The 12,293-nt window shown below is 46.9% G+C and carries 12 protein-coding genes; 9 read left to right on the plus strand and 3 right to left on the minus strand.

The window, feature by feature from the left end; translation table 11 throughout:
• The first annotated feature begins 12 nt into the window (after window positions 1-12).
• The 3 genes from WFI24_RS10575 (at window position 13) to WFI24_RS10585 (ending at window position 1,873) form a co-directional block, all read left to right on the plus strand.
• Entirely contained in the window at window positions 13-399 is a 387-nt protein-coding gene (locus WFI24_RS10575) for a hypothetical protein (RefSeq protein ID WP_336760563.1), read from the plus strand.
• Window positions 400-496: 97 nt separating this feature from the next.
• Complete coding sequence (gene murI, locus WFI24_RS10580; protein WP_336761245.1) at window positions 497-1,297, plus strand: glutamate racemase; 801 nt, start codon at window positions 497-499, stop codon at window positions 1,295-1,297.
• A 24-nt stretch (window positions 1,298-1,321) separates the two neighbouring features.
• On the plus strand, window positions 1,322-1,873 hold the full coding sequence (locus tag WFI24_RS10585; protein ID WP_145319903.1) for a histidine phosphatase family protein: 552 nt from the start codon (window positions 1,322-1,324) through the stop codon (window positions 1,871-1,873).
• Between the two features lie 72 nt (window positions 1,874-1,945).
• Here the strand turns inward: WFI24_RS10585 and WFI24_RS10590 are convergent, their stop codons facing one another.
• Entirely contained in the window at window positions 1,946-2,308 is a 363-nt protein-coding gene (locus WFI24_RS10590) for a DUF423 domain-containing protein (RefSeq protein WP_145319901.1), read from the minus strand.
• A gap of 67 nt (window positions 2,309-2,375) precedes the next feature.
• Entirely contained in the window at window positions 2,376-3,305 is a 930-nt protein-coding gene (gene coaA / locus WFI24_RS10595) for a type I pantothenate kinase (protein WP_336760566.1), read from the minus strand.
• 194 nt (window positions 3,306-3,499) lie between these two features.
• Between coaA and WFI24_RS10600 the strand changes: the two genes are divergently transcribed.
• The 6 genes from WFI24_RS10600 to odhB all read left to right on the plus strand — a co-directional run bounded on the left by WFI24_RS10600 (window position 3,500) and on the right by odhB (window position 11,130).
• Window positions 3,500-4,288 (plus strand): DUF3891 family protein, encoded by a 789-nt coding sequence (locus tag WFI24_RS10600; protein ID WP_145319897.1) that lies wholly within the window; start codon window positions 3,500-3,502, stop codon window positions 4,286-4,288.
• 230 nt (window positions 4,289-4,518) lie between these two features.
• Window positions 4,519-5,028, plus strand: coding sequence for an 8-oxo-dGTP diphosphatase (locus tag WFI24_RS10605; protein WP_336760568.1), 510 nt, complete (start codon window positions 4,519-4,521; stop codon window positions 5,026-5,028).
• A 355-nt stretch (window positions 5,029-5,383) separates the two neighbouring features.
• Window positions 5,384-5,869, plus strand: a complete 486-nt coding sequence (locus WFI24_RS10610) for a GNAT family N-acetyltransferase (RefSeq protein WP_145319893.1) — start codon at window positions 5,384-5,386, stop codon at window positions 5,867-5,869.
• A 53-nt stretch (window positions 5,870-5,922) separates the two neighbouring features.
• On the plus strand, window positions 5,923-6,357 hold the full coding sequence (locus WFI24_RS10615; RefSeq protein WP_336760570.1) for an NUDIX domain-containing protein: 435 nt from the start codon (window positions 5,923-5,925) through the stop codon (window positions 6,355-6,357).
• Between the two features lie 622 nt (window positions 6,358-6,979).
• Window positions 6,980-9,853 carry a 2-oxoglutarate dehydrogenase E1 component gene (locus WFI24_RS10620; RefSeq protein WP_336760571.1) on the plus strand — a complete coding sequence of 958 codons (2,874 nt, stop codon included), beginning with the start codon at window positions 6,980-6,982 and terminating at the stop codon, window positions 9,851-9,853.
• A 5-nt stretch (window positions 9,854-9,858) separates the two neighbouring features.
• Entirely contained in the window at window positions 9,859-11,130 is a 1,272-nt protein-coding gene (gene odhB, locus WFI24_RS10625; protein WP_336760573.1) for a 2-oxoglutarate dehydrogenase complex dihydrolipoyllysine-residue succinyltransferase, read from the plus strand.
• Window positions 11,131-11,260: 130 nt separating this feature from the next.
• Here the strand turns inward: odhB and WFI24_RS10630 are convergent, their stop codons facing one another.
• A complete protein-coding gene (locus WFI24_RS10630; RefSeq protein WP_336760574.1) occupies window positions 11,261-12,253 on the minus strand; it encodes an alpha/beta fold hydrolase in 993 nt (330 codons plus the stop codon).
• Window positions 12,254-12,293: the final 40 nt, after the last annotated feature.

The following is a 12,293-nucleotide window of genomic DNA, read 5'->3' on the forward strand; positions in this document are numbered from 1 at the left end:
AGGAGTGGGACGGTGAATCGTAGAAGAGTGATTCTGGGTTTGTTATCAGTATGCACAGCATTGACAGTAGCAGCGTGTTCGACTCGGACGGAAGAACAAGTATTATCAGCAACAATTGAAAGCAACCTGCAGAAGATGGTTCACGACCCTGTCCTCATGACCAGCAGCAATCCCAAAGATTATATTGCTGGTAATCCGGAGGCTTACGAGGATATCCTCAACACGGGGGAAGCAGGGATGCACTTCCTGCTACAACAGCTCGAATCCAGTCCGGATAACGGTCTTAAGGAATGGATTATGGCTCAGGCAAGTACTGAATTGCTTGGAGTACATAACCCTGTAGAGGCGTGGCATAGTGGCAAGGACTGGCTTAGGCAGTATAAAATGAGCGTAGAATAATGGCTCATCATCCTAGTGGGTGATGAGCCGGAAGTACAAACCTCACCTCCAGTCAGCATGAGCAGCATTGAGAGGTTCTTGGAACCCGAAAGAATACATGATAGAGGTGAAATCCTTGACTAAGAAAATTGCATTTTTTGATTCAGGCATCGGTGGTTTAACCGTTTTGCATAAGGCCTTGCAACAATTCCCGGAAGAACAATTCCTGTATTATGCGGATACCAAACATGTTCCTTATGGAACCAAGTCTGCGGATGAGGTCAGAGGCCATATTTTTGATTGCGTGGAAGCAATCGTTCAGGAAGATGTTCAAGCCATTGTGATTGCTTGTAATACAGCGACCAGTCTGGCTGTTAAGGATCTGCGTGCCAAGTATGATATTCCGATCATTGGCATGGAGCCTGCAGTGAAACCAGCCGTGGAGATGAATCGCGATAGCGGGAAGAGGGTGCTTGTATTTGCTACGGCCCTCACCTTGAACCAATCCAAGTATAACGAGCTGGTATCGCGTGTTGATGATCACCATAGTGTGGATTCCATTGCACTGCCGGAACTTGTGGAGTGGTGTGAACAGCTGGATTTTGATCCGAGCAAAATTGCTGACTATTTCCGGTTGAAGCTGGCAGATCTCGATCTTAATGGGTATGGCACAGTGGTGCTTGGCTGCACGCATTATCCGTTTTATACGTCTATTCTGCGCACGGTTCTGCCAGATCATATACAGATTATTGATGGCAGTACAGGTACGGTCAACCACCTGAAGCAGCGGCTTCAATTGGTGGGTCAGCATGCAGGCAGAACAGGGGAACAAGTCACTTTCTTCAGTTCATCAGGCCGACCTGAAGAGCAGGAGAAGATGTACAGTGCACTCCAATATCTTGAGAAGAGTTCCATGTAGGTTACACCATAGGAGGTGACAGCCATGCAGTCCATTTATCTTATCCGTCACGCCAAAGCAACTGGGCAGGAACCCCATGCAGAGCTTACCGATGAAGGGCTCAGGCAGGCCGAGAAACTTGCCAATATGTTGGCCCATCATACCATAACGTACATTGTATCCAGTCCATGGAAAAGGGCCGTACAGACGGCTATGCCACTGGGCATAGCAACGCTGCAACATATACATACGGATGAACGTCTCCAGGAGAGAATACTCAGCTCCCTGGATCTGTCTAACTGGATGGATGTGCTGAAACGTACATATGACGATGTGGATTGGGTAGAAGAAGGCGGGGAATCTTCAAGGGCTGCAGCTGCAAGAGGGATGGTATTGCTGGAAGAGCTGTGGAGCAGACCGGAACAGCACGGAGCTGTGGTTACGCATGGGAACTTGTTATCCCTGCTTATCCGCCAATATGAACCATCCTTTGGCTATGAAGAGTGGACCAAACTTTCCAACCCGGATGTGTATGTGCTGGAGCGACAAAGGTCAGATGGAGAGCTGCCCACCATTCGCAGAATTTGGACAGATTGAAGAACAGCAAAAGAGTGCTCCAGCGATAGGATATCAGCCAGAACACTCTTTTCGTTTATCTATGGGGCATGTTTACAATGCGGCAATCATGATCATTACCCATCCAGCCAGAAATGCGACTCCGCCAAGTGGGGTAATGGCTCCCAATTTGCGAACACCCGTTACACTTAATGCGTACAGGCTGCCAGAGAACAGGATAATTCCCGCGAACAACAGCCATCCGGCAAGCATGACGAGTGAAGAGGATTCGAGACGGTCTGCCAGCAGTCCGATCAGGATGATCCCAAGTCCGTGAGCGATATGATACTGAACACCGGTTTCGTAGATTTTGATCATGTCAGCGGATAATTTGCGCTTGAGCGCGTGTGCTCCGAATGCACCCAAAGCGACAGCCAAGAACATCATAATACTGCCGAGTATAATTAGGGTTTGCAATGTGTTTTTCTCTCCTTTTAAGGGTAATTAGGTACAACACCACAGTGTTGTCCTCCCCGAATGCTGTTTACAATTTGCGTAATTGAATCTGCCCAATGGAGTGATCTGCTTCCTTTTTCAGGATCAATCTGGCCCGTCCTTTGGTGGGTAAAATGTTTTCATGCAGGTTTTTGGCATTGATATCCTGCCAGATCTGGTTGGCTGTCTGAACGGTTTCCTCTTCATCAATATTGGCGAATCGTTGATGGAAGAAGGAGTCCGTGTTCTGAAACGCTGTATTACGGAGCAACTTGAAACGCTCAACGTACCAGTGCCTTATATGTTCTTCTTCCGCATCAATGTAGATGGAGAAATCGAAGAAATCACTGACCAGCAAGGGTGTTTCCTTTTTGATCTGAAGCACATTGATGCCTTCAATAATGAGAATATCCGGTTGACATATCTGCTTCTCTTCCCCTTGAATGACATCGTAAGCGAGGTGTGAATAGACCGGTGCTTTCACTTCAGGTTTGCCTGATTTCACATCGCCCATGAATTGAATCAGAGATTTGATATCATAGCTTTCCGGGAACCCCTTGCGGTTCATGATGCCCTTCTCTTGCAGCACGGCATTGGGGTATAAGAAACCGTCGGTTGTGACCAGGTCAACCTTGGGTCTGTTTTTGCCTCTGGCGAGCAACGCCTGAAGCAAGCGGGCAGCAGTACTTTTGCCCACGGCAACACTTCCCCCGATTCCAATGATGTAAGGCGTGGGGGATGCTTCTTTTTTCATAAAGGAGGCCGTCAGTCGATTCAGCTCTCGTGAAACTCTTGCATATAGGTCAATAAAGTGGGTAAGAGGCAGATATATATCTTCGACTTCTTGAATCGATACCTCTTCATTCAATCCCTTTAACTGTTCTAATTCGGCTTCCGTCAGTGGAAGAGTGGTCTGATGTTCTTTAAGTTCAGCCCATTCCTTGCGGTTAAACTCGATGTAAGGAGAGTATGAATTCATGAGATCCCGCTTTCTGTATGTAATATTATCGTGGACACAACCTTTAGTGTACCAAATTTCAGGAAACTGACAACACATTTACATTGTCCATTCCATGAGGCCTTTCGTAAAATTGGATCGAAAAGCAACTTATAGGAAATTTTAACCCAATTTATGTTAAAGTCAACGTATACCATGCGGAAGGGTGACAGCAAATGATCGTATATGAGAGAGAGCATGATTTTGTTTTGACCGCACAGCATGAGCATGGATTAGTAGCCGGCGAGATGGCTTCTCACTGGAAAAATGAATTGCTTGCTGATGCCGCGCATCGGGATGAGTTAGTCCTGGCGGCCAAAGAACATGATCGGGGCTGGATCGAATTGGATTCGTCACCGTTCTGGAATGATTACAGTCAATCGCCATATTCGTTTCGTGATTTTCCGCTGCGTCCGCGTTTTGTATTCTACCATAAAGGCATTGAAGAGGTTCGGCAGAAAAACCTCTATGCCGGATTATTGTGCAGCTTGATGTATACGGAGCTGTTTCAGAAAAATCTGGGGGCCAATGCTCAGGATGATGATGACATCCGAGAGTATCTGCAGGAAGAACGCGAACGTCAGTTGAGTTTGGAGAATCAGCTGGGTGGCGATGCTGAAGCGCTGAAACGAAGGCTGCAAAGCGATGTGGAAATTATGCTTTTTTGTGATCAGCTCAGTCTGTTTCTCTGTATGGAGGAACCTGGAACACCTGCTGCGCGTTATGACTTTTTTGCAGAGGGACTTAGTTGTACGTTTGATGCTTGTTCCAGACAACCGATTCAGGCGGAGTGGTTATCCAATGAAAAAGTAGGCCTGTCGTTTTTCCCGTTTGATGAGGACTTTACAGTCGTTTTACCTTACAAATCGGTACCAAAGGCAAGTATCCGAAAATTCGGTATGCAACAGGCTTATCGCCGAGCTGAGTGGAAAGAACGTCGTGTGTTGATTACGGAATTGAGCTGAGAACGTCAACTTCCAAGCTTGAGGTATAAACAGCATAGAATATCATAAAACAGGCGGGCTTCTGATGTTACAGGGTGTCCGCCTTTCGTATGCATATATATTATCGTGGACGATACTGCGAGAACAGTGAAAATACCGATGAATCAGAGTGGAAATAAAGAAGGAAAACACATGTTATTCCCAGAAATGTTAGTGTACAACTTAGAAAAGCACTTAGCGGGAGGACGAATATGAATACCAGAATAGAGATATTAACGATGTGTATGGTCTGGGACAAAAAGAAAGATCAGGTGTTATTGATGAATCGGCCGGATCGCAAAGGTTTTCCGGGATACATCGCTCCTGGGGGGAAGGTAGATTTTCCAGAGAGTATCGTGGATGGTGCTGTGCGGGAGGTTCTGGAGGAGACAGGGCTGGCGGTGAATGAGATTACATATAAAGGACTTGATGAGTTCTGTGATCCCGAACAAGGATTGAGGTATATGGTATTCAACTATCTAGCAACTTCATTCGAGGGCGAGTTATTGCAAGATCCACCAGAAGGCGAACTTTTATGGGTGCCTATGAAGCAGGTGTTTGAGCTACCTATGCAGGATTGGTTTGCTGAACGTGTTCCCCGTTTTTTTCAAAAAGGCACTTTTGAGCGGAGCGTGATCTGGGAGAAGTCATCCGGACGTACCCTGCAAGAGACTTTTATGGTGTATAGCGATTCGGTTCTTGAACAGAGTGAAGTAAGATAAGTCAAAACGGCCAGGAGGGAAAAATCATGGGATACCAGCATGCCCTGGAAGGATACATTGCGGCGACGCTTGATGGGGAATGGAAATTAATCCATGAGCATTTAAGCTTGGTTTAGGAGTAACAATAATGCCTCATAATGTATCATCCATATCTATATATTTATATCCAGATATTATGATATAGTGAAGTTTACTATTTTTATAGGAGATGACTAGTCTGCAAGTAATATGTGGTTAATAGATTGAATGAACTAGTTTGCTGGATGAAGAATGATATATTTGTAGATTCGCCATACATAGGCTTCTGCAAACAGGACGTAAATGAATATTGTACGATGAAAAGGTGGAGATTGGCGTGAAATTGTCGTTCCGGATTTTGGACTGGGAAGAAGAGAGACCGTATGAACTCTTATTGATGGCTGATCCTTCAAAAGCAATTGTGGATGAATACTTGAGCCGGGGTGTTTGTTTTATTGCCGAGTATGAAGGAGAGATGGTTGGGGAGTTCGTGTTGTTGAAGACTCGTCCGGAGACTGCGGAGATTGTTAATATTGCCGTACAGGAAGAATTGCAGGGACAAGGTGTAGGCAAACATATGATTAAGGAAGCGATGGAAGCTGCACGTAGACTGGGTTGCCGGATTCTCGAGATTGGTACGGGCAATTCAAGCTTTCACCAATTGAAGTTATATCAACGTTGCGGTTTCCGCATTATCGGGGTCGACCGTGACTTCTTTGTGAGGCATTATGAGGAAGAGATTATAGAGGACGGTATCCCCTGTGTGGATATGATCCGTATGGCCATAGATCTGGATGCTGTTACAGAGGATGAAAAGAAATAGGAAGTATTCGCTGGAAGTAAGGTACATCTTACGGACGAGAGGAAGAGATGTAAGTGGATCGATATACACATATTGGGGTATATGGCTTGGTCGCTTGGGAGCACAAATTCCTGTTGATTCATAAGGCTCGCGGAGCATATCAGGGGCAATGGGATTTACCAGGCGGAAGGCTGGAATTTGGTGAGCAGCCAGAGGATGCTCTTCATCGTGAGATTGAAGAAGAGACGGGCCTGACCCATCTACAATTGGTGATTAATTCTGCGGAGTCTAGTCTATTGGAATGGGTGCATCAAGGTGAGCCGGAAGAGCTGCACCATATCGGGATATTGTATGATGTTGTTTTGACCACAGCCAGTCAGCCGGATCATATCAAAAAAGAACCCGATGGTGAAGATTCGTTAGGCGCGGACTGGTTTACACTGGAGCAGGTTAGAGAACTGTCTCTAACGCCGTTTGCAGAGTATATGATTAGTCAAAGTAGAGCTTGAGGCGTATATTGTTAACTCAACTTGTTGTTTCCAAATAAGCTGCTCGGATAGTTTATGTCTGGGCCAGCTTTTTTCTAATGTTCTCCTGAAGAAAAATCCAATGATTTGTTGAATGTGATGCCAATTGGTTAATATTTAACTTGACGGTTTGTTTTTGCCCACAATGGACCACAATTCAATAAAGGAGGTAAAATGGGGAGCCTATGCCTATTTTGATGTAATTAAGTGTTCATTGTTCTGCTCAAATTGCTCGATTTATTCGATTCATCTAATTTATGCATCAATTGGACTAAAAATAGGAAATGCTCCTGAGCGTAAAAGTTTATAGAATAGATATTAGAACACGGACTTCACTTGAAAAAGAGGAGAAGGTGTAACCTTCGAACGGATCAGGACAGTATTCGACATCTGTGCGACGGTATATACAATCATTTTTTTACTATGATTTTGAAAACGCAGACAAACCTTGACGGGAGCGTCGGACTAACGTTACTACCACCAACAGCACGATTATTGGACTTCATGAAAAATTTCGCTTAAAATGTTGAACGAACGCAAATTACGGCTTAGTCAATGATTTCCGTCAAAAACTTATGACTAAATCAAGACGGAGGGAACGTCGATGACGATCGTGGAAGGCAACAAGAAGCCCTGGGAAAGTTACTATGGCCCCAATATGGGATACGTACAGGAACAATATGAATTATTCACTCAAGACCCTGGTTCGGTTACACCGGCCTATCGGGAACTATTTGAACAATGGGGTGCACCGCCGATGTCTGGCAGGGATGCACGCACAACTTCGAATTCCGGCAACGCCCAATCTGCTTCCGGAAACGTAGACATTCAACTATTACAGAAAGCGGTTACAGCGGGAAAACTGGTATGGAATATCCGTACGTATGGTCATCTTGCTGCAGACATAGATCCGCTTGGAATCAGTGAAGATACAGATACATCTTTGCTGGAACCTCAGCATTTTGAATTAAACGAAGAAGATCTGAAAGCTCTACCTGCTTCCCTGATCTGGGAAGGAGCAGATGGGCAGACAGCAACCGGATGGGATGCAATCCAACGCTTGCGTCAGATCTACACTGGTCCTATGGCCTATGAATTCAGTCATGTGCACGAAGTTCAAGAGCGTGAGTGGCTGAACCGTCGTGCGGAATCTCGGACATCACCGGCCCCGCTTACGCCGAAGGAACGCAAGAAGTTGCTGGAACGGTTAGTTGAAGTTGAGCAATTCGAAGATTACCTTCACAAAACATTTGTTGGTCAGAAACGTTTCTCCATCGAAGGTAATGATGTGCTTGTACCGATGCTGGATGAAGCAGTTCGCATCATGGCAGAAGCGGGATCAAGCCACATACTGATGGGGATGGCCCACCGTGGGCGGTTGAATGTACTGGCACATGTTTTGGGTAAACCGTACAGCAAAATTTTCTCTGAATTTCATCATGCTCCGAACAAAGACATGGTTCCATCGGAAGGTTCGACCGGAATCAACTACGGTTGGACGGGGGATGTCAAATATCACATGGGTGCCAACCGTTTTGTAAAAGACGGTGAAACCGTACAGGCCCGCCTTACCCTCGCCAATAACCCGAGCCATCTGGAGTATGTTAATCCGGTTGTACAAGGGTTTGCGCGTGCGGCTCAGGATGACCGTCGTGACCCTGGATATCCGAAACAGGACGTAACGAAAGCAGCCACCATTTTGATGCATGGTGATGCAGCATTCCCTGGAGAAGGGATCGTTGCAGAGACGCTTAACTTCAAGGCTTTGCCAGGTTATCAGAATGGCGGAACCATCCATATTATCGTCAACAATCGTCTGGGCTTCACTACAGATAGCAGTGATTCCCGTTCGACGTACTACGCAAGTGACCTTGCTAAAGGGTACGAAATTCCGATTGTACACGTGAATGCGGACAATCCGGAAGCTTGTATTGCAGCCATTCGCATGGCAGCAGAGTATCGCAATCGTTTCAAAAAGGATTTCCTGATCGACTTGATCGGTTACCGTCGTTACGGCCATAATGAAACCGATGATCCCGAAACGACGCAGCCTACCGTCTATGACAAGGTGAAGAGCCATCCAACGGTAAGTCACTTGTATCAGGATCAGTTGAAGCAGGAATCCGTTATCGATGATGCTTCCATTACGAGCATTCGTGATGGAGTAATGAACAAGCTAAAAGAAGCATATGACCAGATGAAGAAAAATGAAGTACATGAATATTACCAGCGGAAAATCAGTGAGCCGGAAGCGGTTACGATTACGCCTACTGCGGTACCGCTTGAGAATCTGCGCAGCATTAATGCTAATCTGCTGAAATGGCCTGAGAATTTCAATGTGTATCCGAAGTTGCAGCGGATTTTGCAGCGCCGGAGCACTTCCCTGAATGAAGGCGAAAAAGTGGATTGGAGCCTTGCAGAGACACTTGCATTCGCAACCATTCTGGCAGATGGCAAACCGATTCGGATTAGTGGACAGGATGCCGAGCGCGCTACATTTGCTCATCGGAATTTGGTACTGCATGACTCGGAGAACGGAGCAAAGTTCTGTCCGTTGCATCACTTGCCACAGGCAAAAGCATCCTTTGCGATCTATAACAGTCCGTTGTCTGAAGAATCCGTCGTTGGATTCGAATACGGCTATAACGTATATTCACCAGATACATTGGTCATTTGGGAAGCTCAATTCGGAGACTTTGCCAACTGTGCACAGGTTATATTTGACCAGTTTGTATCAGCGGGCCGCGCCAAGTGGTCTCAGAAGTCCAGTCTGGTGATGTTGTTACCACATGCGAATGAGGGTCAAGGGCCTGAGCATACAAGTGCTCGTCTGGAACGCTTCCTGCAATTGTGTGCAGAAGATAATATGACGGTTGCCAACTTGTCGAGTGCTTCCCAGTACTTCCACTTGTTGCGTCGTCAAGCCTCGTTGACTGAAACGGAAGATGCTCGACCACTTGTGATGATGTCACCGAAAAGTCTCATTCGTAACCCGCGTGTTGCATCACCGGCAGTCGAATTCAGTGAAGGCAAGTTTGAACTTGTACTGGAGCAAGCTGGACTGGGGACACAGCCGGATCGCGTAGAGCGCATTATTCTGTGCAGTGGCAAGATTGCCATCGACCTGGAAGATGCTATTGAAAAAGATAAAGCAGATTGGTCATGGCTTCACATCATTCGTGTGGAACAGTTGTATCCGTTCCCGGCAGAAGAGATCAAACGTGTACTTGCACGTTTCAGTAATGTAAAAGAGTTGGTATGGGTACAGGAAGAGAACAAAAACATGGGTGCCTGGACATACATGGAGCCTCGTCTTCGTGAAGTCGCCCCGGAAGGCACAACGGTTAGATACGAAGGTCGCCCGGAACATGCAAGTCCTTCCAGCGGTTATCAGCTTGTGCATAGTATGGAACAGCAACAGATTATTACATCTGCGTTGAAGCAAACGGCGAAGAATAATATTCCACTGGGGAGGTAACAGCTGTGAGTGAAATTAAAGTACCTGCAATGGGTGAGTCTATAACTGAGGGAACTGTATCCAGATGGATGGTCAAAGAAGGAGAAACCGTTAATCAGGGCGATGTGCTTCTTGAACTGGAAACGGATAAAGTAAATATCGAGATCAGCGCAGAAGAAAGTGGTGTGCTGGAGAAAATTATTCGTCAGGAAGGAGAGACCGTAGAGATCGGTGAAACGATCGGTACACTCTCCGCTGGATCGGGAGGAGGAAGCGGTGCACCCGCTTCCGAACCGGCAGCAACGGAAGAGAAAAAGGCTGCTACACCTGCACCTGAAGCTCCAACACCATCGGCACCTGTTGCCGCAGCGCCAGAGTCATCTGATAGTGCCAAGACGGCTTCGCCGTCCGCTCGCAAGCTTGCACGTGAGCGTGGTATCGAGCTGGATCAGGTTCAGAGCAAAGATCCGATTGGACGGGTATACCAGGATGATGTGAAGAGCCACAGTAATCAGGCACCTGCTCCTGCTGCTCCACCTGCAACTAAAGCTCCAGCCGCACCAAGTGCTCCGGCAGCTGGAAGTTCCACCTATACCAAGCCGGTAGAGCGTCAGCGGATGTCTCGCCGCCGTGCTACGATTGCCAAACGTCTGGTAGAGGCTCAGCAGACTGCAGCCATGCTGACTACGTTTAATGAAGTAGATATGACAGCTATCATGGATGTACGTAAACGCCGTAAGGACAAGTTCAAAGAGAAACATGAGATTAACCTGGGCTTCATGTCCTTCTTCACCAAAGCGGTTGTGGGTGCTCTGAAAAAGTTCCCAACCATCAACGCAGAGATTGATGGCGAAGATGTTGTGCTCAAAAAGTATTATGATATCGGTATCGCCGTATCTGCGAAGGAAGGACTGGTTGTACCGGTTGTACGTGATGCTGACCGTCTGGGCTTTGCCGAGATCGAGAAGAGCATTGCGGACCTGGCATCCAAAGCTCGTTCCAACACACTGGCGTTGTCTGATCTTCAAGGCGGAACGTTCACCATTACCAATGGCGGAACATTTGGTTCCTTGTTGTCTACGCCAATCCTGAATACACCTCAAGTGGGTATTCTGGGGATGCATAAGATTCAGCTTCGTCCAGTGGCAATTGATGCAGAACGGATGGAGAACCGTCCGATGATGTACATCGCGTTGTCCTATGATCACCGGATTATCGACGGTAGTGAAGCGGTACGTTTCCTTGTGACCGTGAAAGAACTGCTTGAAGACCCGGAATCCCTGTTGATTGAAGGATAATCCATAAGTTATAACCTAGCTATTATTCATATCGTTTAACGAGAAAGCCCCTGAACTGGAGCGCAGCGTAAGCTGTACATCCAATTCAGGGGCTTCTTGTGTTTCGTTTTATTTGTTATGAAATGTCTACTTACATAGATTCAGATATCGCAGCAGGGCTGGCTGCACTGCTCACTGCACTGTGGTATTCACTAGAGTCAGGTGTATTCCGCTCTAGCCAGTTCAGAACGTGCTGGGCCACTTCGGTCCGATTCGTCTCATGCAACATTTCGTGGCGTCCACCCGGATACAGGTGATACTCAATATGCTCCAGGTGAAGCTTCTTATACTGAGAGATCAGATTAAGAACGCCTTTGCCATGAAGTCCAACAGGGTCTTTCTCGCCTGAGAACAGATATACGGGTTTATGTTTGGGTATACGCTCCATATTGTGTGGGAGATGGACTTCGAGCAGCAATTTGAAGAAGTCGCGGAAAAATCCTGCTGTACAGACCGCTCCGCACAAGGGATCATCAATGAACCGTTGAACTTCTTGCGAATCCCGTGACAGCCAATCAAACGGTGTCGTCGCAGGGCGAAAAGAGCGATTGAATCCACCGAATACGATCGCGTTGAGCAGCATGCTGGGATGACTGGCCCCCTGAATGCCACACTGCAAGAATGCCAGTTTTTCTCCAAATCGTAGGAGACCGCGTCTGCCATTCGTTCCGGATAAAATAAAGGCATGGTACTGCTCATGACCAGCGTACATGAGATGCTGTACCAAGAACGAGCCCATACTGTGTCCCATTAGAAACAGGGGCACTCTGGGATTCTCTTTGACAGCAACTTCGCCCAGATTGATCATATCACTTGCCATCCAGCGGAAGGCATCGATGCCAGCATTACCGAGCAGAGCGGTATTCTCCACGGTTTTGCCATGACCCCGATGGTCATTGGCATAGACCGCGTAGCCGTGTCTAGTGAGAAATTCGGCAAATTCGGCGTATCGGGCCGCGGTCTCACCCATGCCATGTGCAATCTGAACTACGCCCTTAACGTTACATTCCGGATCGGGAAGCCAGCGGTACACATGAATACGGGTACCTTCACTACCGACCAAGGCAAAGGTAGATTCCTGCATCTCGTGTAATTCCTCCTTCACAGGTTACATATAAAGTTGA

Source organism: Paenibacillus sp. USHLN196 (assembly GCF_037144955.1).
Classification (GTDB): Bacteria; Bacillota; Bacilli; order Paenibacillales; family Paenibacillaceae; genus Paenibacillus; species Paenibacillus xylanexedens_C.